Genomic DNA, 26257 nt, shown 5'->3' with positions numbered 1-26257 from the left:
CGTTCCTGTGAAGATGCTGCCTCTTGCTGACAGCATGCGTCGCGCCGGAACATTCCGCCGTAGTTCGCAACCGTGTGGGCCCGGGAAACATCTCCAGTGGCACACGACGGCGTGCGGACTGACGGGGGCAGCGATGAGGACGGGCGTCATAGACAGATCGGGGACAGCGCGCGCGAGGTACGGCGCGCGCGGAGTGCGCGGGTGGCGCGTGGGTGTCGCGGTGGCGGCGGTCACGGCCGTGGTGAGTGGCTGTACGGCGCAGGCCGTCGGCACGGACAGCAAGGGAGTCCCGACACCGGGGACCCCGGCCGCGAGCGGCACGGGATCCGACCAGAAGTCGGCCGGCCCGAAGCCGGACAAGAAGACGGACAAGAAGCCCGGTGCCAAGCCGGCCGGCACGTCGGCGACCCCGTCGGCCTCGGCCCCGCCCAAGGTGCTGCTGCGCCTGGGCGACAGCGGCGCGCGCGTACGGGACCTCCAGGCACGGCTACGCGCGGTGGCGTGGCTCTTCGACGGCCCCACCGGGCGGTACGACGCCTCCACGGTGAAGGCCGTCAAGGGGTTCCAGGGCAAGCGCGACCTGCCCGAGACCGGGTCGATGGACACGGTCACCTGGGAGCGGCTGCTCGACATGACGGAGAAGCCGACCCGCGACGAGCTGTACGCGAACGGCGGTCAGCCCGCTGCCGCGCCGGACCCGCGCTGCCTCAAGGGCCGGGTCCTGTGCATCAGCAAGAACAGCCGCACCCTGACGTGGATGGTCGACGGCGACGCGGTCTCCACGATGGACGTCCGCTTCGGCTCGCAGTACACACCGACCCGCGAGGGCACGTTCACGGTGTACTGGAAGTCCCGCGACCACGTCTCGACGCTCTACCACACGCCCATGCCGTACGCGATGTTCTTCAGCGGCGGCCAGGCGGTGCACTACTCGTCGGACTTCGCGGCCCGTGGCTACACCGGCGCGTCGCACGGCTGCGTGAACGTGAAGGACAAGGAGAAGCTCGCGTCCCTGTTCGCTCAGGTGGAGACCGGCGACAAGGTCGTCATCTACTGGTGACCCCGGTGGTGATCCGTGGGTGAGGTTAGTGGCGCGGGCGGGACCGGGGGAACGTGTCCCGCCCGCGCCTGTGGCGCGGAGCCGAAGGTACGGGGGGAACCCCGGCTCGCGCACGGCCGATGACCAGTCGGCTCACTTCATACTGCGCCCCGCCGTCGAAAAACGTCACACCTGACCGAAAAGAAGCCCATCCGGGAGAGAAAACCGGAGGTGAGGGCGGGTCACCCGGAAGCGCACTCATCTGGCGGGTGATCGAAGTGGCCGGTAAAAGCCCCTGCCTCGCGGTGCCGGCAACTCAGACACCGGACGAAGCCGTTCAGCGGTCGGACGAAGAAGACGCCTCGACCGAAGAGGACGCCTCCGCCGAAGGAGACACCTCGACCGTAGGACTCGCCTCGGGAGAACTCACCGGCGACGGCGCGAACGAGGGGAGTTCCTCAGGCCCCGGATCCTCCCAGACCCCTTCCCCGTCCCCGGACCCCCGGTCACCGTCCCCGTCGCCCCCCTGATCGTCCCCGCCGTTGTCCTCGCCGCCCTTGTCGCTCCCGCCCTTGTTGCCGTTGCCGCCCTTGGCGCCGTCACCAGCCTTGTGGTCAAGGACCTTGTCGCAGAACCGGTCGACCCGCTCGGCGCCCTTGGCGAACTGCTCCAACCGCCGCTGCCGCGCCGCGTCCAAGGTGCCGGCCCGGTGATCACGGCAGGCGGCGACGGCCTGCGCCCACCACGTCTCACGGGACTCGGAGTCACCGCCGCCGGGCGCGCCGCCCGGCGAGACCGGCTCACGGGCGGGCCCGTCGGCAGGCCCAGAGGATGTCGGCGAAGGGTCGGGGGTCGCGTCGGTGCCGGCGGATGCGGACGGGCTCGGCGCCACGGAACTCAGCGGCCGGTCGGGGCTTGCGGGCGGCCCGGAGACGGACGCGGCGGGCGCGGGATGCTCCTGGCCGCCGAACGGCGAGGGCAGCACACCGGTACCGGCCGCGACGGCGACCCCGCCGAGCATGCACCCGGCAAGCGCGGCGGCGAGACCGAACCGTACGGGACGCGCCCACCGCGCGGGTTCGGGCCGCCCGAGCAGTACGGGCTCGTCCCCGGCGCCGGGGCCCCCGGCGCCGGACGCGCGCGTCGCGTCCGTTATGACACCGTTGTCCTCGATCATGCCGGAGCGGCCGTGCCGGGCCGCGCGGAAGGCGGCCAGGGCGTTCGCCTCACCGGGAAGTTCAGCGGACACCGCGCCGGGCGCGCGCGGCACGGGGTGCCACGACCACCGGGAACTCCCCGCCGCGGCGAGCGCGTCGAGAGTTTGCGCAAGGCGTTCCGCACGGTAGCGAGCGTGATCATCGACGGCTTTCAGGGGCTCACCGCGCAGCAGACGTTCCGCCGCGTCGCGGTCCAGCCACTCGTATCGCTCGTCGGGCATCACATGTCCTTCTGCGTCCGCGTTCGCGAATGCGTCACACCCGCTGACGCTCCCGCACGCCCGCGCGGTTCTCGCTGCGGGGGGACACCGCCGAGGACACCCGCACCGTCGGGATCCTCTTCGTCCGGTTCGTCCCCGAGGAGTTCGGCGAGCCGTTTCAGTCCGCGGTGCGCGGCGGTACGGACCGCTCCGGGGCGTTTGCCGAGGGTCTGGGCGGCGCTCTTGGCGTCGAGCCCGACGACGACGCGCAGGACGACCGCCTCGGCCTGGTCCTGCGGGAGTTGTGCGATGAGGGAGAGGGTGTCGCTGGTCGCGAGGGCCTCGATCGCCTCGCCCGCCGTGTCCGAGGTGGCGGGTTTGCCGGTGAGTTCGGTCTCGTCGGCGCCTATCGCGGGGCGTCGGCCCCGCATCCGTATGTGGTCGAGTGCGCGGTTGCGGGCTATCCGGGCCGCCCAGCCGCGGAAGCGGTCGGCGTCGCCGCTGAACCGGTCCAGGTCACGCGCTATCTGGAGCCATGCCTCGGAGGTCACGTCCTCGGCGTCCGGGTCGCCGACCAGTGTCCGCACGTACCCGAGCAGCCGCGGGTGCACAGCGCGGTACACAGTACGGAACCCGGTGTCGTCCCCGTTCTGTGCCGCAAGCACCGCGGCGGTCAGCTCCGCGTCATCCCCCAGCACTACGCCCCTCTTCGCGCCTCTCACAGCGCCGTGGCTGCACAGTCCCGGCGCGATTGGCACGCTACGGCCTGAATTAGGTCCGCGTCCATGTTTGTACAACGGACAACCAGCACCCGTGTGAGTGGGGTGTGACACAAAACGCGTGCAGGGCGCAGTACTAGGTACGGGCCGCCGCGCGGCCCGTGTCGTGCGGCGGCCGGGGCCTCTCCTGTGGGGGGTGGCGGCCCCGGTCGTTGCCACGGACCTCCGCCGCACACGCTCGCCGGGCCCGTCCCGCCCCGGCCACCCTCGCGATTCGGCCAACTTTCCCGGCCCCGCCGCACACCCACTCCCCGGACACCCATCCCTCGCACCCGCCCGTCACGCGTCGGGCCGGAACGGGTCGTTTCCGGATTCCAGGAAGAAGGGGGTCGTCGTCGGGTCGGGCGGTGTCGGGCCTTCGAGGTGGATTTCGCCTCGGCCGAGCGCCAGGAGGAAGGCGGGCAGCGGGCCTGGCCGGGTGTGCCAGTCCCCGAACGCGTCGTCGCAGAACACGATGTCCCAGGTATCCGGTTCGGTCTCGTCGGTGCGCCAGAAGAAGAGTTCCCCGAAGTAGCCCTCGCCCCAGGGCAGCAGTCCGCCGATGTCCGGATGCAGGGGGTACGGGCAGGTCCCGGCGGTGCGGATGTCCTGGATCCGGTAGGCGTAGTGGCCCAGGTACGCGGACTCGTCGTGGTCCAGGTCACCGGGCCTGATGAGGTGCAGCGCCCCTTGGAAGCTGCCGCGCGGCGTGTGTTCCGCCAGGTATTTGTACGTGGCGGGAAGGCGCAGGCCGACCGACCTCTCGACGGCATGCCAGTCGAACGCGTGGTGGCGCCGGGGAGTAATGCCGAAGAACCGGACGACGTCGTCGGGTCCGGTCGATTCGCCGTTCATGATCGCCTCGCGCGGTAGCCGGGGCTCGGGGTTGTATTCCGCGCGGGCGATCCGGGTCAAACGGCAGGACATTCACGGACAGTCGGCGCACCGGGCAAGAAACCACCCCCACCGAGGAGCCGGTACTCCCGTACCGCCGTACGCCCGCCGGTCCCGTCAGCCGCGGCCCCGGGCCCGGCGTGAGACGACCGCGCGCAGCACCCGGCGCCCCTCCGTCGACATCTCCAGGACCTGACGCAGCCCGCCGGTGCCGCGTTCGGCGAGGAGTTCCAGGATGGCGATCTGGCGGCGCAGTTCGGCGGCGACCAGCGGGGACATGCCCTCGGTGCGACCCTCGCGGCGGGCCGTCACGGACGCCGGTTCCGTGCCCGGGATGTCCAGGATCCGGTGAATCTGAAGGGCGGCCACCGAGCAGGCGTCGGCCCATGCCCGCAGGCTCCCCGCCAGGGGCCCGGTGTCGTCGGCGCCGGGCAGCCGGTCCGGAGCGGCGTCGAGCATCCGCCGTACGAGCGCGGGCGCGTCGCCGTCACCGAACACCGCGTCACCGTCTCCGGCACCGAACATCGCGTCACCGTCACCGTCGCCGTCACCGAACACCGCGTCACCCTCGCCGGAGACCGGACCCGAAACCGAAACCGACACCGGACCCGAAACCGAAACCGGAATCGGAACCCCGGCACCGAGAGCCGCCCGTACCTTCGCCAGGCGCCCGCCCCACTCGTCCCCCTCGGCGACGCTCCCCCACAGGGGCCGCAACACCTCGTCGCCGTCCTCGCCACCGCCGAGCAGCGGGACACACCGGTCGAGGCAGGCCAGGCCGCTCACCGCCAGGGCTCTCGCATCGGCTTGAGCGATCAGTTCCACCAGGCTCATCACGCCTCCCCACCGGGGCGCCTCCGCATGGTGCCCGCACTGTCCTTCTCTGCGTGCGATGCCCCGTCGGCGTCACAGCCGTCAGAGCTTGACGACGCCGAGCCGGTCCAGGAAGCGGAAGAACAGGTGCTCGGCGGAGGGTTCGGCCGGGGCGGTCAGCACGTCGACCAGCGGTCCGGCCGTCACGGTGCCGCCCGCCTCGGCCGCCCAGGCGACGGCCCGCTCGGCGGCGTCCACCGGGTCCAGGAAGTAGTCCTCCAGGGCGCGTTCGTCCCGCCCGAGGTGGACGGCCATCGCGGGCCGCGCCAGGCATGTGGTCCACGCCCCGCTCTCCGGCGCGGCGCCCTCCACGACCACACAGTCGCTGTCCATCACATACCCGAACAGCGCGGGCGCCCCGGTCTCCAGGGCCAGCGTCATCATGCCGCCGATGTCGCGGGCGCCGTCGTCGCCGCCGGTGCACTCCCACACCTGCCAGCCGTCCGCCCGCCGTTCAAGCAGGGTCAGCTCGTCGCGTACGGCCGCCAGCGCGTCCCGCTCGCCGAGCGACCGCTCGCCTCTGCCCACGACGTAGTAACCCCAGTAGCCCATGCCCGTATCCCCCGGTGCGCTCGACGGCTCTTGGCGGAGCCGAATACACCACAGCGGTACGGGAGTCCGCCACCCGAAAGACGAATCCGCACCAACCCTAAACAAGCAGGTAGGGGGCGCCCAGGGCATTCTTCGCGCGCTGCATCCGGGCGATCGTCAGCACCACGACGATGGCGAGGGCGGCGGTCGCGATGTTGAGGACGTCGAGCAGGGCCCATCCCACGGCGGCGTCCCGGATCGCTTCGACGGAGCCGTCGGGATCGGGCTCGGTGACCGCGAACTGCGCCACGGTCCCGGTCAGCCAGCAGGCCCACCAGAGGTTGACCGGTCCCGCCGCCAGGCGGGGCACCCCCTCGCCGGTCGTCCACGGGACGCTCGACCGCCAGATGTCGGCGATGATCCGGCGCGGGTACCAGAAGTTCACGACCGGCACCACCCAGCCCCAGAACACCCAGCCACCGGACAGCCGCTGCCCGTCGGGCGAGTAGATCTCGGCGTTGAACCGGACCCGGCGCATCCAGATGATGAACAGGATGCCGCACAGGATCAGTCCGAGCGCCTGGAGACCGGCCGCCGTCGCCGAGAGATTCGTACCGCGCCGGGCCGCCTCCGCGTCGGCCGCCGCGTACATCAGCCCGCCGGCGACGAGCGAGAACAGGTCCGCCGCGATACACGCGGCGAGCAGCACGACGACGGCGGACGTCAGCCCGTCCACGCTCACAGGGCGGGTGAGGTACGCGTCGGGAAAGGCCGGCGCGGGAGGCCCGGGTGCGGCGGCAGGCGTGGCGGCGTGGGCGCACTCCGGGCAGAGCCCGGTCCCGTCCACCGCGTCGCGTCTACGGCAATGGGTGCACAGCATGTTCGGTGATCCCCCCAGGATCGCCGCCCTCGGGCGGCCCAAATGACGGGCGCCCGTCAAGTGACGGGCGCCGCCGAACCCTACGGTCTAGCCCAGCCGGTCCGCCAGCTTGACGAAGTCACCCCAGGCGAGAGCCGGTCGGGCGGGGTCCCAGAGCTTCTGGGCCGTGGCCCGCAGCGGCATCCGGACACCGGCCGCCACCTGGTCCTGCGTCTGCGCGTTCGGGAAGTCGCCCCAGACCGCGAAGACGCCGCCGAGTATCTGCCCGTCGTACCGCGCGGGCACGGGCTGGGTACCGCGCAGCACGAGCGGGTTCCACTGCTCGTATATGCGCTGTCCGGTCGGATAGACGAAGGCGTTGGGCTGGCCGAGTACGTAGTAGAGGTACTCGTCGTTGTAGTTGATCAGCTTGCGGCCCGCGCTCAGATACTCGGTGGGCGGCCGGGCGCCGATCTCCTTGCCCGTCCAGTACGCGACGTCCAGATCGGCGGCGGCCTGCACGGTGCCGCCCCGGAAGAGGCCGTCGTTCCAGGCCCGCATCTCCCGCTGATGGGCGCGCACGGTGTCCGCCCGGTCGTTCAGCCACCCGGTGGTGAGGTCGGCGACACTCGCGTTCGCGCCGTACTTCTGCCGGGCGGCGGTGGCCAGTTGGGGATACGCGGCGGCCGGGTCCTTGGCCAACAGCGCCTGGTACTCGTCGCCGCCGAGGTTCCAGTACGGGCCGGGGAACAGGTCCGCGTACTCGTTGAGGAGTTCGTCGATGAGGGTCGCGGAGGCGGGCTTGGATATGTCGATCGCGCCCTTCGCCACCGCCCCGCTCGTGTTGCGCAGTTGCAGATCCGGGTGCGGGGCGAGCACCGCGCCGAGGTGTCCCGGGGAATCGATCTCGGGGACGACGTCGATGTGCCGGCTCGCGGCGACGGCGAGGATGCTCCGTACCTGGTCCTTCGTCAGATGGTCCTTGGAGACGACCTCGGGGTGCGAGGACGACTCGATACGGAAGCCCTGGTCGTCGGAGAAGTGCAGCCCGAGCTGGTTCATCTTCAGGTCCCCCAGCTCCCGGACCCGGTCCTCGATCCAGCCGGCCGTATACGGCTTGCGGGCGATGTCGAGCATGAACCCGCGCTGCGGCTTCGCGGGCCGGTCCTTCACCTCGCCCTCGGGCGCCTGCCCCGCCTCGCGCACCGCCTGCTTCAGGGTCCGCGTCCCGTAGAAGACGCCCTTGTCGGTGGGCCCCGCGATCCGCACCCGGCCGTCCTTGACGGTCATCGTGTACGACTCAGGCCCGTCGCCGGCGCCGGAGGTGAGCGCGAGTTCGACGTCCCCGGCACGCGCCGCGGTCTCCCCCGCGTACGCCAGTTTCAGCTCCCCGGCGATCAGTTTCCCCTCGTCGGCGAGCGCCGCGTCCCCGACGACGACCCGGCCCCCGGCTCCGGGCTTCCAGCCTGGCCCGCGCGCGGCCGTGAAGTCGCGGACGGCGGGGATCGTACGGGGCGCCTGCGACAGGGCGTACGAGCCGGAGGGTGACGGCGAGGACTGTGTGGGCGCCCTCGGCCCTGTCGCCGACGGCTGCTCGTGCGACGCGCCGTCGGAGCCGTCCGGCCACAGCGCGAACGCGATCCCGGCCACCGCAGCGGCCAACAGCGCACTTACCATGACGAGCACCGTCCGGCCCCGAGCCTCCCCCTGCTCCGGACCGTGGCCCCTGCCCCGCCTGCGGGCGAACCTGGGTATCACGTCACCACCTCCTGTCTCGCGAACCTATGATCGAACCTGCGGGCCCGCACTCCGGGACACCGTCCACCAGAGGTGATGAAACTCTCCCGTTCGGGTGAAATTCGCGCATCCGTCGGACAGTCCCTACCGGACATCGCTAGCGTGAGCGAGCGCGCTGCGCGTCCCCCGCACATCCGGACCCATTCAGCCCAGCGCCGCCCGCCCGTCACACGTCACTCTCACCGCACAAACACCTCGAACCCTCACCGCACAACACCTTGATCTCACAGCACCTTCACCCCACGTCACCCGCCGAGGAGCACACGCTGCCTTCGCACCGGTCCCCTCGACTTCCCGGCCGTGTCCCCCTGCCGTCCCAGAGCCGGACCCCCGCGCGCCACCCGGGACTCGCGCGGCTCAACGCCACCTCGCCCGAGAACGCGAACACCGCACTCCTCGCCTGCTGCGCCAGCCGCCGCTGGGCCCTCCGCCTCGCCGCCCACCGGCCCTATCCGGACCTGGACGCCCTGCTGGCCGCCGCCGACGAGGCCATGTACGACCTCGCGCCCGCCGATCTGACCGAGGCCCTGTCCCAGGAGTCCCGCGTCCTCCCGCAGGACCTCGCCTACTCGGCGGCGCACACCGCGCTGAGCGCCGCATACGCCGCGTACGAGAGCCGGTTCGGGCACGCGTTCGTGCTCTGTCTCGACGCGTTCGCACCCGGTGAGGCCCTGGACCAGGTCCTCACCGGAATCCGGTCACGGCTGGGCAACGACCCCGAGGAGGAGCGCGTCATCACCGCCGACGAACTGCGGCGGCTCGCCCGGGGCCGGCTCACCCGGCTCGTCCTCGCCGACGCGCCCGGCGCCATAGGCACCTCCGACACTCCCGGTGACCCCCGTAACCCTGCTGAATACCCCTCAATCAGCGGATTCCGGTCGCTCCGATAGCCCGTACGTGCCTGATTGATTGCCTGTTTGATCACACCGCCCGGCCCGGCGTGAACGTTCCGACATCACGTCGCTACGATGGCCGCGGCCGGTGGACCGTACCCGGCCGGGCCAGACCGACCTTCCCGAGCCGGCATGGCCCCAATCCCCGCTCCCGGAGGGTTCTTCCGTGCCGGCTGGAACGCTGTACCGCGGCCGGGAAGGAATGTGGTCCTGGGTGGCTCATCGAGTCACCGGTGTCCTCATCTTCTTCTTCCTGTTCGTCCATGTGCTGGACACCGCACTCGTCCGCGTCTCCCCCGAGGACTACGACAACGTCGTAGCCGTCTACAAGACGCCACTCGTCGCACTGCTTGAGTACGGCCTCGTCGCCGCCGTGCTGTTCCACGCGCTCAACGGCCTGCGGGTCATCGCCGTCGACTTCTGGTCGAAGGGCGCCCGCTACCAGAAGCAGATGCTCTGGACCGTCCTCGGTGTGTGGGTCGTGCTGATGGCCGGTGCGCTGTACCCCGTACTCGGCCACGCCGCTCGTGAACTGTTCGGGAGCTGACGCGGATGTCCACTGACTTTTCGAAGCCGAGTACCCCGGGCGTCGGCCCCGTCGAGAGCGCCCCGGTGTACGACGTCGACCACCCGGCCCCCCTCATCGAGGCCCCGCGTCAGCGCACCACCAGGACCCCCAAGTCGACCCGCGGCAACTTCGAGATGTACGGCTGGCTGTTCATGCGCCTGTCCGGCATCGTCCTCGTCGTGCTGGTCCTCGGCCATCTGCTGATCCAACTCGTCCTGGACGGCGGTGTCTCCAAGATCGGCTTCGCCTTCGTGGCGGGCCGCTGGGCCTCGCCGTGGTGGCAGGTCTGGGACCTCGCGATGCTGTGGCTCGCCATGCTGCACGGCGCCAACGGCCTGCGCACGGTCATCAACGACTACGCGGAGCGCCCGAACACACGCCTGTGGCTGAAGGGCCTGCTGTACACCGCCACGGTGTTCACCATCCTGCTGGGCACGCTGGTGATCTTCACCTTCGACCCGAACATCCGCTAGGCACGGGGCTGAGGCAACCACTCATGAAGATCCACAAGTACGACACCGTCATCGTCGGCGCGGGCGGCGCCGGTATGCGCGCCGCCATCGAGTCGACGAAGCGCAGCCGCACCGCCGTGCTGACCAAGCTCTACCCCACCCGCTCCCACACGGGCGCCGCGCAGGGCGGCATGGCCGCCGCGCTCGCCAACGTGGAGGAGGACAACTGGGAGTGGCACACCTTCGACACGATCAAGGGCGGTGACTACCTGGTCGACCAGGACGCCGCCGAGATCCTCGCGAAGGAGGCCATCGACTCCGTCCTCGACCTGGAGAAGATGGGCCTGCCGTTCAACCGCACCCCGGACGGCACCATCGACCAGCGCCGCTTCGGCGGCCACTCGCGCAACCACGGCGAGGCCCCGGTCCGCCGCTCCTGCTACGCGGCCGACCGCACCGGCCACATGATCCTCCAGACGCTGTACCAGAACTGCGTCAAGGAAGGCGTGGAGTTCTTCAACGAGTTCTACGTCCTGGACCAGCTGATCACCGAGGTCGACGGCGTCAAGAAGTCGGCGGGCGTGGTCGCGTACGAGCTGGCGACCGGTGAGATCCACATCTTCCAGGCGAAGTCCGTGATCTACGCGTCCGGCGGCACCGGCAAGTTCTTCAAGGTGACGTCGAACGCGCACACGCTCACCGGCGACGGCCAGGCGGCCGTGTACCGGCGCGGACTGCCGCTGGAGGACATGGAGTTCTTCCAGTTCCACCCGACCGGCATCTGGCGCATGGGCATCCTGCTGACGGAGGGCGCCCGCGGTGAGGGCGGCATCCTCCGCAACAAGGACGGCGAGCGCTTCATGGAGAAGTACGCGCCGGTCATGAAGGACCTGGCGTCCCGCGACGTCGTGTCGCGCTCCATCTACACGGAGATCCGCGAAGGCCGCGGCTGCGGACCCGAGGGCGACCACGTCTACCTGGACCTGACGCACCTCCCGCCGGAGCAGCTCGACGCCAAGCTGCCCGACATCACCGAGTTCGCGCGTACGTACCTGGGCATCGAGCCGTACACGGACCCGATCCCGATCCAGCCGACCGCGCACTACGCCATGGGCGGCATCCCGACCAACGTCCAGGGCGAGGTGCTCGCCGACAACGCGACGGTCGTGCCGGGCCTGTACGCGGCCGGTGAGGTCGCCTGCGTCTCGGTGCACGGCGCCAACCGCCTCGGCACCAACTCCCTCCTGGACATCAATGTGTTCGGGCGGCGTGCGGGCATCGCGGCGGCCGAGTACTCCGAGAAGGCCGACTGGGTCGAGCTGCCGGAGGACCCGGCGCGCCTCGTCATCGACCAGGTGGAGCACCTGCGGTCCTCGACGGGTACGGAGCGCGTGGCGGTGCTGCGAGGCGAACTCCAGGAGACGATGGACGCGAACGTGATGGTGTTCCGTACGGAGCAGACCATCAAGACGGCCGTCGACAAGATCGCCGAACTGCGCGCCCGCTACAAGAACGTGTCCGTGCAGGACAAGGGCAGGCGGTTCAACACGGACCTCCTGGAGGCCGTCGAGCTGGGCAACCTGCTCGACCTGGCCGAGGTCATGGCGGTCTCGGCGCTGGCCCGCAAGGAGTCGCGCGGCGGTCACTACCGCGAGGACTACCCGAACCGCGACGACGTCAACTTCATGCGCCACACCATGGCGTACCGCGAGGTCGGCGACGACGGCACCGAGTCCATCCGTCTCGACTACAAGCCGGTCGTCCAGACCCGCTACCAGCCGATGGAGCGTAAGTACTGATGGCAACTCCCGTACTGGACAAGGTCGAGGCGGAGGCCGCGGCCTCTCCCTACATCACGGTCACGTTCCGCGTCCGGCGGTTCAACCCGGAGGTCTCGGCGGAGTCGACGTGGGAAGACTTCCAGCTGGAGATCGACCCCAAGGAGCGGGTCCTCGACGGTCTCCACAAGATCAAGTGGGAGCTGGACGGGACGCTGACGTTCCGCCGCTCGTGCGCGCACGGCATCTGCGGTTCGGACGCGATGCGCATCAACGGCCGTAACCGGCTGGCGTGCAAGACGCTGATCAAGGACATCAACCCGGAGAAGCCGATCACGGTCGAGCCCATCAAGGGCCTGACGGTCCTGAAGGACCTGATCGTGGACATGGACCCGTTCTTCCAGGCGTACCGGGATGTCATGCCGTTCCTGGTCACGACGGGCAACGAGCCGACGCGCGAACGCCACCAGACCTCGGCCGAACGCGAACGCTTCGACGACACCACGAAGTGCATCCTCTGCGCGGCCTGCACCTCGTCCTGCCCGGTGTTCTGGAACGACGGCCAGTACTTCGGTCCGGCGGCGATCGTCAACGCGCACCGCTTCATCTTCGACTCACGTGACGAGGCCGGCGAACAGCGCCTGGAAATCCTCAACGACAAGGACGGTGTGTGGCGTTGCCGCACGACGTTCAACTGCACGGACGCGTGTCCGCGGGGTATCGAGGTCACGAAGGCGATCCAGGAAGTGAAGCGAGCACTGATCACGCGCCGCTTCTGAACCCTGCCTGTTTCGAGGGCCGTTCCTCCCGTACGGGGTTGGAGCGGCCCTCGGTCGTAGGGTTTCATGGTGCTGACCAGACCGACTGGACACGAAAAACGGGGGACGGGATGACGGAGCCGAATCCGTACGGGAACACGGGGGCGGGTGGCGCCGAGGGCGGCGGCGCCTACCAGTGGGGTCCGGGGGGAACGCCGGGCTACGGCTACCCGAACCAGACACCACCGCCGGGCTACGGCTACCCCAACGCCGCGCCGGGCTACGGCTTCCCGCCCCCCGTGGGCGCACCCTTGGTCCCGGCGGGCGGGGGCGGCGGGGCCCCGCTGCTCTCCCTCGGCGACATCACGGTGGTGGGCGACCAGATCATGACCCCCGCGGGCTCACTCCCCCTGCGGGGCGCGGTCTGGAACGCGACGGACATGTCCCACACCGAGGAACGCATCCCACCACACGCGATCGTCCTGGCCATCATCTTCTTCATCTTCTGCCTACTGGGCCTGCTGTTCCTCCTGATGAAGGAAAAGAAGACGACGGGCTATATCCAGGTCACGGTGACGAGCGGAGGCCGCCACCATTCGACGATGATTCCGGCGCATGGGCCGGGGGCGTTTCCGCAGGTTATGGGGCAGTTGAATTATGCGAGGTCGTTGAGCGGGATGTAGTAGCCGGTGGGCGGCGGTGTGCGACGCTGTGCGGCGGGTCAGGGGTCGTAGACGGCCAAGGACCGTGCCAGGTTTTCCAGGTCTTCGGCCGCGTGCATGATCCGGGCGACGTCCTCGGTGGCTGTCCAGATCACGACGTCGGCGCCGCACTCCTCGACCTGCCAGGCGTAGCGGACGCAGGCAAGGAGGTGGGGGGAGTCTTCTTGGGGGATGTAGCGGAAGACAGTCAGGCCCTCGCCGAGGTGCTCGGACTTGAACCGCTTGACGACCGGAGGTTCGACCGAGGACGGGTCGTCCGCGAGGGTCAGGGTGCGCAGGGTCTCCTCGCGCGGACCGGATGACGGGCCGATGGCCGCGCACACGGGGAGGGGCAGGTCGGTGGGGTGGTCCTGGTGGAGGAAGAGCCAGTGGTCCGTACCGGGCGGGCAGAATGCCTCGGCGCAGCGCTGGAGGGTACCGGCGACGAAGTCGACGCCGTTCAGGCCCGGGTCCAGTTCGCGGTCGGCCCACAGGTCTTCGGCTTCTCCGCGGCACCAGGCCCCGATGTCGTCCCATTCTTCGAACTGGCCGAGGTCACTGGAGCGAGGGGGAATCACAGCCCAGGGATAGGGATCGACGTACTCGATGTCGATCACAGCGAAGAAGGCACTCATCCACGCCTCCAGCGGAAGGTCGCCATCACGGCATCGAACCATTCAACGAGAGCATCGGCCAGCTCGTCCCTCGGGCCGCCGTGAACTTCAAGTTCACACACTGCTCCCCGGCCTCAGGTCGACTGTCGCCAAGCATCACTGGCCGCCCTGTCCTCAGTCCCACCAGAAGTACCAGAATTCGGCGCCCGCCTGAGCGCGGGCGACACCGGCGACGGTACCCATACCCGTCACCTGCTCCAAGTCGTAGCAGTAGGCGTACTGCTCCCTCGCCGTTCTCATACGAGCCTCGGGCGTGTGTGGTGGGTTCGAGACGCGGAGGCGTAGGGCATTGCTTCCCAGGTAGTAGATGTCCACGCCGTGGCGGTCGTTCCATTCGCGGAGGACGGTGGCGTGGTCCTCGTACGTCAGGCTTCCTCCGGCGTCGTCGATCCAGTTCGGGGTGAAGGGGCTGTCCAGCAGGAGAGGGAGCTGGAACTGGTCTTCCGCCTCGGCCAGACAGACCCATTCCGGCTGAGAGGAGAAGTTGCTCCGCCATGACGGTGGGGGAGGGTGGGGAGGGTTCTCCCCCTTCAACGAATCCTCGGCTTCCTGCGAGAACGTGAGCGCGGAGCCCTGGGAGTTCACCAAATCGGCGATACCGCGGCCGACACCGGCTCCCCTCGTACGCGCCGCTCTCTCCGTCTCCCCCAACTCCTCCCATTCCCATGCCGCCGGGCCCTCATGGCTCACGAAAGGGAACAGGCCGCTCTCCCCGTGCAGGGCGCGAAAGGCGGTCCAGAGGGCGCGCTGCTGTGACGGCTCCGGGCACATCACGCCCCACAGCGCCGCCCCCGACGGGGAGACCCGCGTCTCGACCCACGAGTTCACCACCCCGTACTCAAGGGCCACTCGTCGGATCAGCTCACGAACGGATACGGACACGGACACGGGGTCGAACCTATCCCCCGTCGACACCCGCGCTGGTCCCGGCCTCAGGTTCCGCAGGAGCCCGGTCTGTGCGTTCGACGATGATTCCGGCGCATGGGCCGGGGGCGTTTCCGCAGGTTATGGGGCAGTTGAATTATGCGAGGTCGCTGAGCGGGATGTGAGAATTCCGGTCAGAGGATTCCCACTCGCAGGATTCCCTTCGGAAGCGCGGTCAGGTTACGCGTCCGTCGGGGTTCGGCCTGCGGCGATGTCCGTGAAACCGTGTTTCGCTACCAGTATGACCACACAGCTCAGTACACAGACCTGGTTCATCACTGGTTCGTCCCGCGGCTTCGGTCGCAACCTCGCCATCGCGGCCCTGGAGGCCGGCGACAACGTCGTCGCCACGGCACGCAGGCCGGAGCAGCTGGCCGATCTCGTTAAGCGGTACGGGGAAGACCGCGTCCTCCCCGTGGCACTGGACGTCACCGACCGGTCGGCCGCCGTGGCCGGGCTGGCGACGGCGGCCGAACGGTTCGGCAGGGTCGACGTCGTGGTCAACAACGCCGGATACGCCAACCTCACAGCGGTCGAGAGCACGCCCGAAGACGACTTCCGCCGACAGTTCGACACCAACTTCTGGGGCGTCTACAACGTCTCGACGGCGGCCGTCCCGGTCCTCAGGGAGCAGAGGGGCGGCATGATCGTGCAGTTCTCCTCCATCGGCGGTCGCGTCGGCGGCAATCCCGGCCTCGGCTCCTATCAGGCCGCCAAGTTCGCGGTCGACGGCTTCACCCGGGCGCTGGCGGCCGAGACCGCGCCGTTCGGCATCCGGTACCTGGTCGTGGAGCCGGGCGGGTTCGCCACGGACTGGGCGGGCGCCTCGATGCGGATCCCGGAGGTCGCGCCCGAGTACGAGCCGTCGGTCGGCGAGATGGTACGCACGCTCAGCGGGCCCGTGTCCGCGGCGGGCGACCCGAAGCGCGCCGGCGAGATCCTGGTCCGGGTCGTCAAGCACCCGAACCCGCCATCGCACCTGATCCTCGGCGCCGGCGCCGTCCAGATGGCGCAGGACTACTCGCGGGGCCAGTTGGAGGAGGCGGGCGCCTGGGAGCGGGTGAGCCGATCGGCCGACTTCGGTGAGGACTATCCGGTCGACCTCGTGGACCCCGTACGGGGGGCGGGGGCACGGAATTGATACAGCTCATGGCCAAGGTGGCGCTCGTGACGGGCGACGGCAGCGGAAATAGGGGCGGCGACGGCTTCAACTCCTGTAGCACAGGATAAGAAAAGCCTCAGTGATACGGCCCCGGCAGCCCCACGCAGTCGAAAAGCAAGCTACTCATTGCTCCGTAGCTGCTTCGATTTCGACTCGGATGCCGTCAGTCATCGCTCGCCGAGCGGGCGTGACTCTTCCACCAGATCACGCCTCCGATCCCACACGCGACGAGGAGCAAAAGCACGACAGGGATGATCGACCCGACACCCATTTGCCCGAACACAGCGCCTCCTTGGCGGGATGCGTCCGCTTTCTTATCCTCGCGGGCCGCGCTGCACAGACCATGCATCAGGCATCCACACCCCGTCAATGGATCTTCAATTATTTGAGGTTCCCCTGAGCCCCGGTAAGCGGGATACCTCAACGGCACGAAAGTGGGAACAGCGCGTCAGCGCAAGGCGAGCAGCATCACGTCGTACAGGACAGCGCTCTCACCCATGCGTGTCTCGCCCACCTTGCGATACCCCCACGTGCGGTACGCGGCCGACGCCGCCTTGCTCTCGGGGTGGACGTTGAGCAGCACCCGTTCGGCTTCGACCCCGTCGAGCAGCGTCTCGTGCAGTCGACTTGCGACGCCCTGTCCCCGCCATCGTGCGCGCACCGCAAGTTCCATGAGCCCGAACGTGCGGCGTCCGTCCTCGCGGCGCAGGTCGTCCGGCACCGGCTCGGTGAGCTGATCCCACCATTCCGTGTTCGCGCTGAGCGGGTGGCCGTAGGAGATGCCGATCGGCTCGCCGCCCTCACCTCGGGCCAAGGCGCCCCGGAAGGCGGCTTTGCGGGTCTGCGAACCGAAGTGCCGGAAGGTGGCCGCGACGCCCCGCTCGCTCTCGTTGTACGGCGGCTCGGCGAACACCTCGGCGTAGACCAGCCGTATGGCATCCGCGGCCTGCTCGGCGGCCGGCCCGTCCAGGCCCTCGATCAAGATGGTTCCCTTCTGCCTCATGTGGTGCCCCCCTTGGGGTTCACCCTGAGGGGTGTCCCTTCACGTCAGGCGGTACTTTCGGGCGCCGACTATCTGGTGGCTCCGTCGGGCCACAGGATCGTTACGGGTACGCCCGTGCGGCGCGCGTAGGAGACGACGTCGGCCGTGCCACCGTATCCGCGCGCGGGGAGTCCGTCCCAGGCGGCCACCAGTTCGTCCACTCGGCCGACGAGGATTTCACTGCCTGCCTGGTGCGCCTCGGAGGTGGATTCCGTCAGCCCGGTCTCGTGCACTTCGGAGGACCGGGCGAGGAGGTCGTCGTAGTCGGGGTGGTGCCAGTCGGGGAGACCCGAGCGGTACTCGACCGCCGGTACGACGACTTCCAGCCGTCCGCCCGCGTCGAGGACGGCGTGGGCCCACCAGGAGTCGGGGCCGTCGGCGATGCAACTCACGCCGACCAGATCACGGGGGTCGTACGCGGCCAACTGCCGGGCGAGAAGCGCCCGTACCTGAACTTCGACGGTCTCGGGCAACCCTCGGTGCCCGGTGATACCGACGCGCATCGACTACCTCCCCGTTCGTCCTGGAGTGTCGGGGGTACCGTTCTGGTGTCGAGTCAGAACGGAGCCCATCATGCCCGCGACCCCTGACACCAACCCCCCTTCCCAGACGTTCGGTCAGCGAGTGCGGGCCGTGCGCGAACGGGTCGGGATGTCCAGGCCCGTGCTCGGCGGTCTGGTTGGGCGGTCCGCGGAGTGGGTCAAGGCTCTGGAAGGCGGGCGGCTGCATGTGCCACGGCTGCCGCTGCTGTTGCGCCTCGCCGATGTGCTCGGTGTCGAGGACTTGGCCGAACTCACGGGTGACGAGAGGTTGTCGGCGGCCACGTACACCAAGGCCGTTCACCCGGGGCTCCCTTCGGTCAGGGCCGCGCTGACCAGTTACCACTTCGACAGCGATGACGAGCCGGAGAGCGCGGACGCGTTGGCGGCGCGCGTACGGCAAGCGTGGCAGCTCTGGCACGGTATCGGAGACCACCGGGCCAACATCGCACTCGTACTGCCGGACCTCATCGCCGACTGCCAGCGCTCAGTGCGGGGTCTGGAAGGTACCGACCGGCGCCGGGCCCTTTCCGCACTCGCCGAGACCTACCACCTCGCGCAGCTCTTCCTCTCCTTCCAGCCCGCCCCCGAGTTGGTGATGCTCACCGGCGACCGTTCGATGGCAGCCGCCCAGGACGCGGACAGCCCCCGTTCGATCGCCGTGGCCGCCTGGTACATGAACCACGTTCTCCGGGACGCGGGAGAACGCCACGAGGCCCGCGTCGACCTGGCCATGCAGGCGGCCGAACTCCTCGACCCCGACCGGGGACCGGAGGATCTCGCCCGGTGGGGTCTGCTGCACCTGGCCGCCGCCCTGTCCTTCGCCAAGGTCGGCCGGCGCGGCGACGCCGAACGCTTCTGGGACCGCGCGGACGACGCCGCACGGCGCCTGGGCGACTACATCCACCCCTGGCTGATCTTCGGGCGCGGCATGGTCGACGCCTACGCCATCACCCTGAACGCCGACCTCGTCAGCCCCGGTCAAGCGGTCGACGCTGCCACCCACATGGACCTCGCCCCCATGCCCTCGGCGACCCGCCGCAGCTTCCACCTGGTGGAGTCGGCGCGGGCCTACCGGCTCCAGGGCGAGGACGTGGCGGTGGTGCACCTGCTGAGGAAGGCCCACGAGGCGTCCCCGGAGACGGTCCGCTTCAACACCTTCGCCCGCCCGGCGGTGGCCGAACTGGCGACCGGCCCCAACGCGATGATCCGTGACGACGCCCGAACTCTGGCGCAGCGCATGGGCGTTCCGGCCTGACAGGTACAACCCGGGGTACTAACCAGCGGGTACAACCTGTACCCCTCCACATACGGGGAGTGACTGTACCTCTCGTGATGTTGCGCCGCTCCTAACGTCGACGGCTCAAGGCACCCCGGCGACCGTGCGACCGGCCCCGGGGGCGTGGCCGACTTCAGGGAGTCGACGTGAGCGACAGTACGTGGCGGGCCCGGATCTCTGAATGGCTTGCCGGGGCACATCCGTTGCCGGTGACCGCGTACGCGGAATGGCAGCGGAGCGGTGTCGCGTTGCTTCCCGTCGGGCGATGCTTCGCAGCGGTTCGTTTACCCGGGGATCTGGTGCACGCCGCTGCCGGCGCGGATCGGATTCCTGCCGTACGGGCGGTGTTCGGTGCCGTGGTCGGGGGTCCCGTCATTCATGACGGGAACGCGGTCGCGGTCACGTATTTCGCCCTCATCCCCTGGCACGCCGGCCTCATCTGGGTGGAACGGCACGGCACTTCGTGCGTCGAGGTCGGTACGTATCTGGGTGTGCCGCGACCGGATCGCGCCAGGCCGCCTGGTCCGTACTGGGTCTTACCTCCCGCGTACGACGGGGACTTGTGTGCGCCGGCGTCGGTGCGCGTGCTCATCGGTATGGGGCGGGATCGTCCAGACGGGGTGAGCGCGTGAGCGTGGTCGAGTCTTTCTCGCCTCCCTGCGTCTCCGTGACGTTGCCCCGGCGGGCCGAATCCGCGGGCCACGCCCGGCGCTTGGTCGAGCGCACCCTCGCCGCGTGGGAACTGGCGACCCTCACCGACACCGCCGTACTCGTCGTCACCGAACTCGTCGCCAACGCCGCCGAGCACTCCCGGGGACCCACGATCCGCGTGACGCTGACCCGGCTCACCGAACGGCGCGTACGGGTCGGGGTCGCCGACAAGTCCCGTACCCCGCCCGCACTCCGGAACGCCGACCCCGAAGACGTCGAGGGCCGTGGCCTCACCCTCGTCGCGGCCACCTCGGACACATGGGGCACCGACACCCTCCCGTGGGGCAAACGCGTATGGGCGGAACTGGAGCCGCAGCCGTGAGCGAGCGAACCCGGCAGGTCCTCCAGGCGGTCACCGTCGCCGCCCTGTTGACCGCGATCGCGCTCGGCATCGGCCGTTGATCAACCCCTGGGCCGAGGGCAAATGCTGGCGCTGCGACCGCGATGGCGTACCCGTGCTGTGGCTAGGCCCCGTACAAACTCACCACGGCACCGCCCCCTTCACCGCCTGCGCACCATGCCTCACCCGCCTCGAAGAACACGTACGCGAACACCACGCCCAAGAAGACAACGCCCCCGCCACCTGAGTACCCGACACAAGGAGGAAACCCCGGTGCCCGCCTGCGCAGCCCCCACCCCCCTCTCCCCCACAACCATCGCCCACACCCTGACCCTCGCCGGCCCGGAAGCCGACAGCGACGAACTCCCCACGTACGTCACCTGCGAACTGGACCCCCATGACACCGCCCAGAACCACGCCGCCCACCTCCTCTTCCTCCCCGGCGACACGGAAGGAAAGGCGGTATGGCTCCTCTGGAACAGAGAACACACCCTCACCGAAATCAAGGACGCCTGCCTGGAATGCGACCAGGGCGAGGAGGACGAAATCTGCACCCTGTACGCCAACCACCCACACGGCCACGCCTGGCGCTCAACTCGCGGCTACTGAGCCAGAACTCCAGCTCCCGTCGCGATCAAGGAACAGGTCCAGAAAGAGAACTCCAAGTGCCAACAAAGAAGTACTCGACCTGCAAATCCGCCAATGAATCGGCCAGCCCGACTCCCTCCGTCATGGACAGGAGCTTGTGCACGATCCTCACGAAGCCATGGAGGTCAGAGGGAATCAGTCGATCAAGCCCTTCCAAGAAGATGGCGACCGGCGACTCGTCTTCCGCCGTAAGGAGATCCCATAGGCGATCGCCAAAGGCCGCCCAGCTGCCAGCCCCTAGGTCCGAAAATCCGAGCTGCGCCGTCAATTGCACCAGCACCGCCTCTTCCGGATTCTCCACTTCCAACGGAAGACGAACCCGAATCACGCGAAAACCAAGCCCTTCAACCAATCGCGCGATCAATTCAGGATCCTCGACGAGAAACGGCCTTGATTTCAGTTGCGGCAGCTCAGCCACCATGTCGACCCACAGCCTCGGGGGCCTCGGTGATTCAGCATCCACAGTTCGGCCCTCGAAGTTGCACGAAATCCATCCTTATAATGCCCGCTATACCAGACTTCACCCTTGGCGCCAAATATCAACCGCCCGTTAGCCGGCCTCGTGGAGCCCGGCGCGGTCGGCAGAATATCCGTTTCGACGTAATATCTCGGAGATACCGTCGGCAAGCCCTCGCCACCTGAGAACCCGACACAAGAAGGAAACCTCGGTGTCCGCCTGCGCAACCCCTACCCGACTCTCCCCCACGGCCATCGCCCACACCCTGACCCTCGCCGGCCCAGAAGCCGACAGCGACGAACTCCCCACGTACGTCACCTGCGAACTCGACCCCCACGACACCGCCCAGAACCACGCCGCCCACCTCGTCTTCCTCCCCGACGACACCGAAGGCAAAGCGGTATGGCTCCTCTGGAACGGAAAGCGCGCCCTCACCCAACTCAAAGGCCCCCGCCTGGAATGCGACCAGGGCGACGCCGAGGAGATCTGCACCCTCTACGTCGACCACCCACACGGCCACGCCTGGCGATCGACCCGGAACTACTGACCCGCACCGTCGTCGGCCAGCACCTCGGCGTGCTCATCTATCGCGTCGGCTCCTCAACAGTGAAGTGAGTCAATTTCCCATACGCTTCAATGCCTTCTTAGCCTGGTTCCGAACGTTCTCACTCGGATCATCAAGCAAGCCTTCAATTCGGTCACGTGCACCCGCAAACTTCATCTTCCCGAGCGCTTCAATTGCCGAAGGGGCAACAGTTTGATCATCAAGCAGACTCAACAGCACATCGGGGACTCGACTGTCCTTCACCTTGGGTAGACTAAGGACAATCTGACTGCGAGCATGACCGTACTGGCGGGAAAGCGAAAGCTCCACCAGTTCATCAGCGATTTCAGGGCCACTGAAGACGCCTAGTCCATTTCCAATGACCCACCGAATATGCTCCTCCCCAGGCCCAGAAGTGGCCGGGCGCATCGGATCCTCGACCGATGGCGGTACCTGAAATAGGTCCAAAAAGAGTGGCTGCGCTTCTTTCCTGGCAAAAGGAACTGAGAGCGTCCTAACGATATCCTCGAACAGCGGAAGATACGAGACTCGCGGGAGCCAGCGCATGAGCACGGGCACCGCAGCCTGATACTTAATCTTCTGCTGACGCAACTCACCCACACTCGCAACTGAAAATCCGCATCCGGCCAGGTCCGCCAAGACCCCGACGGCACTCTCCGCGTACAGTCGCTGCCGTTCGGCGCCGCGCGGGCTCCGATCCTTCGATTCCAGCGCAGCCGGACCATTGACGGCCGTGTCCTTCTCCTGGCGAGTTAGGCGCCGACCAGCCGTCGACGGTGGCTCGTTACGGTCCCTCATGGCAGGTTCCTGATTAGATTGATATCACCCGAATCCACCCGGGCCTGGAGAGGCCCAGAGAGCCGCGTATTTCCACGCACGTACAGATTCATGCCATATCCATTAGCCTGAGCATAATCGAGGTAGTCCTTGATCTGAGTGGAGAGATACTGGTACTTGACATTCTTAACTTCTCCAATCACACCCCGCATATGATCAAGCTCATCGGGGGTACGTCCACGACCGTTGATCGTTATTCTCTGAGTGTTCTTGACTATTCCCGAAGCCGCTTCTCCCTGTTGCCCGACAACACACGAATTCCTCCCGCCCCCACCGGCATTGTGGACAAGAACTGGAGTGAGCCCGGCCAGCACATAATACGTATGCAGTTCCGCAACCGTCAGGTTGTACACCGTTGCCTGTTGGGTCCAGCGGGTCAGAGCTGCTACCTGGACCCGGGTTCCTGAGCCCGTCTCCAGCCACTGGCCCGGCCGCAGGTCCGTGGCGTTGATCCACTTCCTGAGTTCCGGGACCCAGAAACGGGTGGCCGTCCGTCGCGGTGACCGTCACACTCTCGGCGTTCCTCCCCCTGCTGATCGGCACCCCGGACGTCAACGGGGACTCCGTACCGGACGTCTGGACGGTACGGGCCGACGGCTCCGTACGGTTCTACGCCGGCGGCAGGACCGTGCTGCCGGGTTCCGGTGTCGAGGTCGTCGGGGCCCGCAGCTACTGGAAGACCCGTATCGCGATCGGATAGCGCGGTCCGATAAGAGGACGAGGGGCGCCGTGCCCGCCTCATACGCCCCACCGACACCCCGCCCGGTCCCGGTTCCACGGGGTCGGGCGGGGCTAGTCTGACGGAATGTCAGATTCTTCGGATTCATCCCCTCACGGCCAGGACCCCGATGAGTTGCTCGGGTTCGACAACGTTCTCTTCCCCGTCGGAGATCTCGGCGAAGCCGTCGCTTTCTATGAGCGGGCCGGATTTCCGTTGGCGTTTCGGATCGATGAGGTCGGGATCGCGTTGGTGAAGGTGGGGGATGAGACCCCCGGTGTGCTGCTGCGGGTCGAGGAGGGGGTGACGCACCGGCCACCCCCCGAGCCCGCCGCCCGCGTCTGGCTGGAGGTGCGCGACGCCCGCGCCAAGGCCCGCTCGCTCGCCGCCGCCGGGGTGCCCCCGGTCGACCCCCCGTTCTCCGTCTCCACCGGCTGGGTCGTCGAGGTCGCCGACCCCTGGGGGAACGTCGTCGGGTTTACCGACTACAGCAAGCGGCCCGAGCTGGCCCGGACCACCACCTCACTCTGAACCTGTTGAACGTGTTCAAAAAACGCGCTACCTTCTCCTCGGTAGCGTTTTTGAACACGTTCAACCACAAGGGTGGGGACCATGGATCTGACAGTCGTCGCATACGTCGTCTACCTGGTGGTCAGCATCGGGCTGACCATCTGGGTGGCACGTACCCTCAGCCGTAACGGACGGATCTTCCTCGGTGACGTCCTGCACGGGAACGAGAAGCTGGCCGACGCCGTGAACCACCTCCTGGTGGTCGGCTTCTATCTGGTCAACCTCGGCTTCGTCGCCCTCTATCTCAGCGGCGACGACAACATCACCGACACCCGGGGCGTCTTCGAGGCCCTGTCCACCAAGCTCGGTGTCGTGCTGCTCGTGCTCGGTGTCCTGCACCTCGGCAATGTGTGGGTGCTCAGCAAGATGCGGCGCCGGGGCATCATGGAGCGCGAGCAGCGGCCACCGGTGCCGCCGCAGGGCTTCCTCGGCGGCCAGGACCAAGGCCGGGACTCCTGGGCCGCCCCGGCCGCCGGAGCGTGACCCCATGGCCGACGCGGTCACCGACCCCCTCGCCGTCCACCGGCTCACCGTCCTCTACGACGCCGACTGCCCCCTCTGCGCCCATGTACGCAAGTGGCTCGCCGGGCAACGCCAATTGGTGCCGCTCGACTTCGTCCCGGCCGGGTCGGACGCCGCACGGCAACGGTTTCCTGGGCTCGACCCCGCGTCGACCCTCGCCGATGTCACCGTCGTCGGCGACGGGGGGCAGGTCTACCGGGGTCCCGCCGCCTGGGTCGTCTGTCTGTGGGCGCTCGCCTCGTACCGGCCCCTCGCCCACCGGCTCAGCACCCCGGCCGGCGTCCGGCTCGCCAGGGGCGCCGTTGCCACCGCCTCCAAGTGGCGGGAGTCCGCCAAGTGGCGGGAGGCAAGTGGGCGCGGCTGGGGCGGCGGGACCTACCGGCGCGACGACGGCTGGCGGTACGACAGCGGCACCGGCTGGTCGTATCACGGAACCGGCACCGGAACCCCGACAGGAACCCGTACCGGACCAGGCACCTGCGCGGCCGACGGCTGCGCCACTGGCTAGGCTCTGACACCGTGCCGGCACCGAAGAACGACGACAAACCCGCCAAGAGCGAGCAGACCCGCACGCTCATCCTGGAGACCGCCCTGCGGCTCTTCCAGGAGCGTGGCTACGACAAGACGACCATGCGGGCCATCGCGCAGGAGGCGGGTGTCTCCGTAGGCAACGCGTACTACTACTTCGGGGGCAAGGAACACCTCATCCAGGGGTTCTACGACCGGATCGCCGCCGAACACCGGGCGGCGGTCCGGCCGCTGCTCGACCGGGAGACCGATCTGGAGGTCCGGCTCGCCGGGGTGCTCACCACCTGGGTCGATGTCGCGGCGCCGTACCACGAGTTCGCCGCGCAGTTCTTCAAGAACGCCGCCGATCCGGAGAGCCCGCTCAGCCCCTTCTCACCGGAGTCGGAGCACGCGCGCGAGTCCGCCATCGCGGTCCACCGCGAGGTACTCGCCGGGTCGAAGGCGAAGGTCCCGGCGGAACTGGCCGACGTACTCCCGGAGTTGATGTGGCTGTCCCAGATGGGCCTTGTGCTGTTCTGGGTGTTCGACCGGTCCGAGGGGCGGGCGCGGAGCAGGCGGCTCGCCGAGCGCGGGGCGCGGCTGACCACGCGGGGCGTCTCGCTCTCCCGGTTCCGGGTGCTGCGTCCGCTCGTACGCGAAGTGCACGAGTTGTTCACGGACTTCCTGCCGGGGATGACCCGGCCGCGCCCCCAGAGCAGTCCCGAGAGGCGTACCCAAAACAGTCCCGAGAGGGGTACCCGGAAGGGTCCCGAAGGGACTACCGCGGCTTCGCCTCCGGAGGATGTTCCGCCGCCCGCATGATCCGCCGCAGCAGGTCGGAGAGTTGACCGCGCTCTTCGGGTGAGAGGGTGCCGAGGAGTCGCTCCTCCTCGTGCCCCACGACATCCATCGCGCCGAGCCAGGTCGTCCGGCCCTCCTCCGTGACCTCTACGTCCACCCGGCGGCGGTCCGTCGTGGAGGGGGCGCGGCGTACGAAGCCCCGGCGTTCGAGCGCGTCCAGGCGGCCGGTCACCGAGGCCGGGGCGAGGTCCAGGTCGGCGGCGAGGTCGGACGGCGCCGCCTTGCCGCCCCGGGCCATCAGCTTGTGCAGCGTGTCGAACTCATGGCGTTCGAGGTCGAAGTCCGCCAACGACCGCTCACGGAACCGGCGCAGCCGTACGGTGATCTTCTGCATCCGGGTCACGGCGCCCTCGATGTCCGGATCGAGCCCCGGCAGGACCGGCAGCCACCGCGCCACATGGTCGTCGACCGAGTCCCGCCCGGACTCCGGCGCCGAGTCCCGCACGGACTCCCCCGCCGAGTCACAGTCCTCCGTCGGCGACACGCTCGCCCTCTCTTCGGCCTCCATACCGCCGCACCCTACCCGCCTCCCACGGATCCCTTCGGGTCCAGATATTTCGTTGACGAATACTTCGGCTCCGAA

General features: G+C 68.6%; 31 protein-coding genes and 1 pseudogene. 17 read left to right on the top strand and 15 right to left on the bottom strand.

What is annotated here, in order from left to right; genetic code table 11:
• Positions 1-133 precede the first annotated feature (133 nt).
• Positions 134-1060: a L,D-transpeptidase family protein gene (locus ACFVT5_RS02125; RefSeq protein ID WP_389880434.1), complete on the top strand. Its 927-nt coding sequence runs from the start codon at positions 134-136 to the stop codon at positions 1058-1060.
• 316 nt (positions 1061-1376) lie between these two features.
• On the opposite strand, the gene ACFVT5_RS02120 is transcribed toward ACFVT5_RS02125, so the two are convergent.
• The 7 genes from ACFVT5_RS02120 to ACFVT5_RS02090 all read right to left on the bottom strand — a co-directional run bounded on the left by ACFVT5_RS02120 (position 1377) and on the right by ACFVT5_RS02090 (position 8048).
• Complete coding sequence (locus tag ACFVT5_RS02120; protein ID WP_389880432.1) at positions 1377-2477, bottom strand: hypothetical protein; 1101 nt, start codon at positions 2475-2477, stop codon at positions 1377-1379.
• A complete protein-coding gene (locus tag ACFVT5_RS02115) occupies positions 2477-3154 on the bottom strand; it encodes an RNA polymerase sigma factor (protein ID WP_389880430.1) in 678 nt (225 codons plus the stop codon). The genes ACFVT5_RS02120 and ACFVT5_RS02115 overlap by 1 nt, the downstream gene beginning before the upstream one ends.
• A 360-nt stretch (positions 3155-3514) precedes the next feature.
• Positions 3515-4141: a hypothetical protein gene (locus ACFVT5_RS02110; RefSeq protein ID WP_389880428.1), complete on the bottom strand. Its 627-nt coding sequence runs from the start codon at positions 4139-4141 to the stop codon at positions 3515-3517.
• Positions 4142-4225: 84 nt separating this feature from the next.
• Positions 4226-4942 (bottom strand): hypothetical protein, encoded by a 717-nt coding sequence (locus tag ACFVT5_RS02105; RefSeq protein ID WP_389880426.1) that lies wholly within the window; start codon positions 4940-4942, stop codon positions 4226-4228.
• 81 nt (positions 4943-5023) lie between these two features.
• Complete coding sequence (locus ACFVT5_RS02100) at positions 5024-5533, bottom strand: hypothetical protein (RefSeq protein WP_389880424.1); 510 nt, start codon at positions 5531-5533, stop codon at positions 5024-5026.
• Positions 5534-5630: 97 nt separating this feature from the next.
• On the bottom strand, positions 5631-6392 hold the full coding sequence (locus ACFVT5_RS02095) for a DUF4328 domain-containing protein (protein WP_389880422.1): 762 nt from the start codon (positions 6390-6392) through the stop codon (positions 5631-5633).
• A gap of 87 nt (positions 6393-6479) precedes the next feature.
• Positions 6480-8048 carry a glycoside hydrolase family 20 protein gene (locus tag ACFVT5_RS02090; RefSeq protein ID WP_389880419.1) on the bottom strand — a complete coding sequence of 523 codons (1569 nt, stop codon included), beginning with the start codon at positions 8046-8048 and terminating at the stop codon, positions 6480-6482.
• A gap of 338 nt (positions 8049-8386) precedes the next feature.
• Here ACFVT5_RS02090 and ACFVT5_RS02085 point away from each other — a divergent pair, with 338 nt between their 5' ends.
• The 6 genes from ACFVT5_RS02085 to ACFVT5_RS02060 all read left to right on the top strand — a co-directional run bounded on the left by ACFVT5_RS02085 (position 8387) and on the right by ACFVT5_RS02060 (position 13300).
• Positions 8387-9058, top strand: a complete 672-nt coding sequence (locus ACFVT5_RS02085) for a 2-oxo-4-hydroxy-4-carboxy-5-ureidoimidazoline decarboxylase (RefSeq protein ID WP_389880417.1) — start codon at positions 8387-8389, stop codon at positions 9056-9058.
• Positions 9059-9227: 169 nt separating this feature from the next.
• Positions 9228-9608, top strand: coding sequence for a succinate dehydrogenase, cytochrome b556 subunit (sdhC, locus tag ACFVT5_RS02080; RefSeq protein ID WP_389880415.1), 381 nt, complete (start codon positions 9228-9230; stop codon positions 9606-9608).
• Positions 9609-9613: 5 nt separating this feature from the next.
• Complete coding sequence (locus ACFVT5_RS02075) at positions 9614-10102, top strand: succinate dehydrogenase hydrophobic membrane anchor subunit (protein WP_389880413.1); 489 nt, start codon at positions 9614-9616, stop codon at positions 10100-10102.
• A gap of 23 nt (positions 10103-10125) precedes the next feature.
• A complete protein-coding gene (gene sdhA / locus ACFVT5_RS02070) occupies positions 10126-11880 on the top strand; it encodes a succinate dehydrogenase flavoprotein subunit (protein ID WP_389880411.1) in 1755 nt (584 codons plus the stop codon).
• The gene (locus ACFVT5_RS02065) at positions 11880-12638 is read left to right on the top strand and encodes a succinate dehydrogenase iron-sulfur subunit (protein ID WP_389880408.1); all 759 of its coding nucleotides are present in this window, start codon (positions 11880-11882) and stop codon (positions 12636-12638) included. The genes sdhA and ACFVT5_RS02065 overlap by 1 nt, the downstream gene beginning before the upstream one ends.
• 110 nt (positions 12639-12748) lie before the next feature.
• A complete protein-coding gene (locus ACFVT5_RS02060; protein WP_389880406.1) occupies positions 12749-13300 on the top strand; it encodes a hypothetical protein in 552 nt (183 codons plus the stop codon).
• A 38-nt stretch (positions 13301-13338) separates the two neighbouring features.
• On the opposite strand, the gene ACFVT5_RS02055 is transcribed toward ACFVT5_RS02060, so the two are convergent.
• Positions 13339-13953, bottom strand: coding sequence for a hypothetical protein (locus tag ACFVT5_RS02055; RefSeq protein ID WP_389880404.1), 615 nt, complete (start codon positions 13951-13953; stop codon positions 13339-13341).
• A gap of 153 nt (positions 13954-14106) precedes the next feature.
• Positions 14107-14880, bottom strand: coding sequence for a DUF4253 domain-containing protein (locus ACFVT5_RS02050; protein WP_389880402.1), 774 nt, complete (start codon positions 14878-14880; stop codon positions 14107-14109).
• Positions 14881-15157: 277 nt separating this feature from the next.
• Here ACFVT5_RS02050 and ACFVT5_RS02045 point away from each other — a divergent pair, with 277 nt between their 5' ends.
• Positions 15158-16057, top strand: a complete 900-nt coding sequence (locus tag ACFVT5_RS02045; protein WP_389880400.1) for an SDR family NAD(P)-dependent oxidoreductase — start codon at positions 15158-15160, stop codon at positions 16055-16057.
• Between the two features lie 469 nt (positions 16058-16526).
• Here ACFVT5_RS02045 and ACFVT5_RS02040 read toward each other — a convergent pair whose 3' ends face one another.
• Together ACFVT5_RS02040 and ACFVT5_RS02035 are read right to left on the bottom strand one after the other, a co-directional pair.
• Positions 16527-17081: a GNAT family N-acetyltransferase gene (locus ACFVT5_RS02040; RefSeq protein WP_389880398.1), complete on the bottom strand. Its 555-nt coding sequence runs from the start codon at positions 17079-17081 to the stop codon at positions 16527-16529.
• 68 nt (positions 17082-17149) lie between these two features.
• A complete protein-coding gene (locus ACFVT5_RS02035; protein WP_389880396.1) occupies positions 17150-17623 on the bottom strand; it encodes a hypothetical protein in 474 nt (157 codons plus the stop codon).
• 70 nt (positions 17624-17693) lie between these two features.
• Between ACFVT5_RS02035 and ACFVT5_RS02030 the strand changes: the two genes are divergently transcribed.
• From ACFVT5_RS02030 to ACFVT5_RS02020, 3 genes are all read left to right on the top strand, one after another.
• Complete coding sequence (locus ACFVT5_RS02030) at positions 17694-18917, top strand: helix-turn-helix domain-containing protein (protein ID WP_389880394.1); 1224 nt, start codon at positions 17694-17696, stop codon at positions 18915-18917.
• Positions 18918-19566: 649 nt separating this feature from the next.
• Positions 19567-19971: an ATP-binding protein gene (locus ACFVT5_RS02025; protein ID WP_389880392.1), complete on the top strand. Its 405-nt coding sequence runs from the start codon at positions 19567-19569 to the stop codon at positions 19969-19971.
• A gap of 291 nt (positions 19972-20262) precedes the next feature.
• Positions 20263-20598 carry a hypothetical protein gene (locus ACFVT5_RS02020; RefSeq protein WP_389880390.1) on the top strand — a complete coding sequence of 112 codons (336 nt, stop codon included), beginning with the start codon at positions 20263-20265 and terminating at the stop codon, positions 20596-20598.
• A gap of 25 nt (positions 20599-20623) precedes the next feature.
• On the opposite strand, the gene ACFVT5_RS02015 is transcribed toward ACFVT5_RS02020, so the two are convergent.
• Complete coding sequence (locus ACFVT5_RS02015; protein WP_389880388.1) at positions 20624-21058, bottom strand: hypothetical protein; 435 nt, start codon at positions 21056-21058, stop codon at positions 20624-20626.
• A gap of 247 nt (positions 21059-21305) precedes the next feature.
• On the opposite strand from ACFVT5_RS02015, the gene ACFVT5_RS02010 reads away from it, so the two are divergent.
• Positions 21306-21641 carry a hypothetical protein gene (locus ACFVT5_RS02010; protein WP_389880386.1) on the top strand — a complete coding sequence of 112 codons (336 nt, stop codon included), beginning with the start codon at positions 21306-21308 and terminating at the stop codon, positions 21639-21641.
• 69 nt (positions 21642-21710) lie between these two features.
• Here ACFVT5_RS02010 and ACFVT5_RS02005 read toward each other — a convergent pair whose 3' ends face one another.
• Together ACFVT5_RS02005 and ACFVT5_RS02000 are read right to left on the bottom strand one after the other, a co-directional pair.
• Complete coding sequence (locus ACFVT5_RS02005) at positions 21711-22259, bottom strand: HEAT repeat domain-containing protein (protein WP_389880384.1); 549 nt, start codon at positions 22257-22259, stop codon at positions 21711-21713.
• Between the two features lie 194 nt (positions 22260-22453).
• On the bottom strand, positions 22454-22915 hold the full coding sequence (locus tag ACFVT5_RS02000; protein WP_389880979.1) for a putative toxin: 462 nt from the start codon (positions 22913-22915) through the stop codon (positions 22454-22456).
• A gap of 95 nt (positions 22916-23010) precedes the next feature.
• Between ACFVT5_RS02000 and ACFVT5_RS01995 the strand changes: the two are divergent.
• The 5 genes and pseudogenes from ACFVT5_RS01995 to ACFVT5_RS01975 all read left to right on the top strand — a co-directional run.
• Positions 23011-23196, top strand: a pseudogene (locus ACFVT5_RS01995) (hypothetical protein); the annotation flags it as partial.
• Positions 23197-23301: 105 nt separating this feature from the next.
• The gene (locus ACFVT5_RS01990) at positions 23302-23745 is read left to right on the top strand and encodes a VOC family protein (RefSeq protein ID WP_389880382.1); all 444 of its coding nucleotides are present in this window, start codon (positions 23302-23304) and stop codon (positions 23743-23745) included.
• An 81-nt stretch (positions 23746-23826) separates the two neighbouring features.
• Complete coding sequence (locus ACFVT5_RS01985) at positions 23827-24267, top strand: hypothetical protein (RefSeq protein WP_389880380.1); 441 nt, start codon at positions 23827-23829, stop codon at positions 24265-24267.
• Between the two features lie 4 nt (positions 24268-24271).
• Entirely contained in the window at positions 24272-24814 is a 543-nt protein-coding gene (locus ACFVT5_RS01980) for a thiol-disulfide oxidoreductase DCC family protein (RefSeq protein ID WP_389880379.1), read from the top strand.
• A gap of 11 nt (positions 24815-24825) precedes the next feature.
• On the top strand, positions 24826-25635 hold the full coding sequence (locus tag ACFVT5_RS01975; RefSeq protein ID WP_389880377.1) for a TetR family transcriptional regulator: 810 nt from the start codon (positions 24826-24828) through the stop codon (positions 25633-25635).
• On the opposite strand, the gene ACFVT5_RS01970 is transcribed toward ACFVT5_RS01975, so the two are convergent.
• Positions 25592-26182 (bottom strand): MarR family winged helix-turn-helix transcriptional regulator, encoded by a 591-nt coding sequence (locus tag ACFVT5_RS01970; RefSeq protein WP_389880374.1) that lies wholly within the window; start codon positions 26180-26182, stop codon positions 25592-25594. The genes ACFVT5_RS01975 and ACFVT5_RS01970 overlap by 44 nt on opposite strands.
• Positions 26183-26257 lie beyond the last annotated feature (75 nt).

The sequence above is a fragment of the Streptomyces sp. NPDC058001 genome, assembly GCF_042886315.1.
Lineage (GTDB): Bacteria > Actinomycetota > Actinomycetes > Streptomycetales > Streptomycetaceae > Streptomyces.
This window is presented reverse-complemented; position numbering and strand designations above follow the sequence as displayed.

What these genes read in the sequence shown, in the direction of transcription:
- ACFVT5_RS02125 (WP_389880434.1), top strand. Translation starts at nt 134, where the DNA reads ATGAGGACGGGCGTCATAGACAGATCGGGGACAGCGCGCGCGAGGTAC.
- ACFVT5_RS02120 (WP_389880432.1), bottom strand. Translation starts at nt 2,477, where the DNA reads ATGCCCGACGAGCGATACGAGTGGCTGGACCGCGACGCGGCGGAACGT.
- ACFVT5_RS02110 (WP_389880428.1), bottom strand. Translation starts at nt 4,141, where the DNA reads ATGTCCTGCCGTTTGACCCGGATCGCCCGCGCGGAATACAACCCCGAG.
- ACFVT5_RS02105 (WP_389880426.1), bottom strand. Translation starts at nt 4,942, where the DNA reads ATGAGCCTGGTGGAACTGATCGCTCAAGCCGATGCGAGAGCCCTGGCG.
- ACFVT5_RS02100 (WP_389880424.1), bottom strand. Translation starts at nt 5,533, where the DNA reads ATGGGCTACTGGGGTTACTACGTCGTGGGCAGAGGCGAGCGGTCGCTC.
- ACFVT5_RS02095 (WP_389880422.1), bottom strand. Translation starts at nt 6,392, where the DNA reads ATGCTGTGCACCCATTGCCGTAGACGCGACGCGGTGGACGGGACCGGG.
- ACFVT5_RS02090 (WP_389880419.1), bottom strand. Translation starts at nt 8,048, where the DNA reads ATGGTAAGTGCGCTGTTGGCCGCTGCGGTGGCCGGGATCGCGTTCGCG.
- ACFVT5_RS02075 (WP_389880413.1), top strand. Translation starts at nt 9,614, where the DNA reads ATGTCCACTGACTTTTCGAAGCCGAGTACCCCGGGCGTCGGCCCCGTC.
- sdhA (WP_389880411.1), top strand. Translation starts at nt 10,126, where the DNA reads ATGAAGATCCACAAGTACGACACCGTCATCGTCGGCGCGGGCGGCGCC.
- ACFVT5_RS02065 (WP_389880408.1), top strand. Translation starts at nt 11,880, where the DNA reads ATGGCAACTCCCGTACTGGACAAGGTCGAGGCGGAGGCCGCGGCCTCT.
- ACFVT5_RS02060 (WP_389880406.1), top strand. Translation starts at nt 12,749, where the DNA reads ATGACGGAGCCGAATCCGTACGGGAACACGGGGGCGGGTGGCGCCGAG.
- ACFVT5_RS02055 (WP_389880404.1), bottom strand. Translation starts at nt 13,953, where the DNA reads ATGAGTGCCTTCTTCGCTGTGATCGACATCGAGTACGTCGATCCCTAT.
- ACFVT5_RS02045 (WP_389880400.1), top strand. Translation starts at nt 15,158, where the DNA reads ATGACCACACAGCTCAGTACACAGACCTGGTTCATCACTGGTTCGTCC.
- ACFVT5_RS02040 (WP_389880398.1), bottom strand. Translation starts at nt 17,081, where the DNA reads ATGAGGCAGAAGGGAACCATCTTGATCGAGGGCCTGGACGGGCCGGCC.
- ACFVT5_RS02035 (WP_389880396.1), bottom strand. Translation starts at nt 17,623, where the DNA reads ATGCGCGTCGGTATCACCGGGCACCGAGGGTTGCCCGAGACCGTCGAA.
- ACFVT5_RS02030 (WP_389880394.1), top strand. Translation starts at nt 17,694, where the DNA reads ATGCCCGCGACCCCTGACACCAACCCCCCTTCCCAGACGTTCGGTCAG.
- ACFVT5_RS02015 (WP_389880388.1), bottom strand. Translation starts at nt 21,058, where the DNA reads ATGGTGGCTGAGCTGCCGCAACTGAAATCAAGGCCGTTTCTCGTCGAG.
- ACFVT5_RS01990 (WP_389880382.1), top strand. Translation starts at nt 23,302, where the DNA reads ATGTCAGATTCTTCGGATTCATCCCCTCACGGCCAGGACCCCGATGAG.
- ACFVT5_RS01985 (WP_389880380.1), top strand. Translation starts at nt 23,827, where the DNA reads ATGGATCTGACAGTCGTCGCATACGTCGTCTACCTGGTGGTCAGCATC.
- ACFVT5_RS01980 (WP_389880379.1), top strand. Translation starts at nt 24,272, where the DNA reads ATGGCCGACGCGGTCACCGACCCCCTCGCCGTCCACCGGCTCACCGTC.
- ACFVT5_RS01970 (WP_389880374.1), bottom strand. Translation starts at nt 26,182, where the DNA reads ATGGAGGCCGAAGAGAGGGCGAGCGTGTCGCCGACGGAGGACTGTGAC.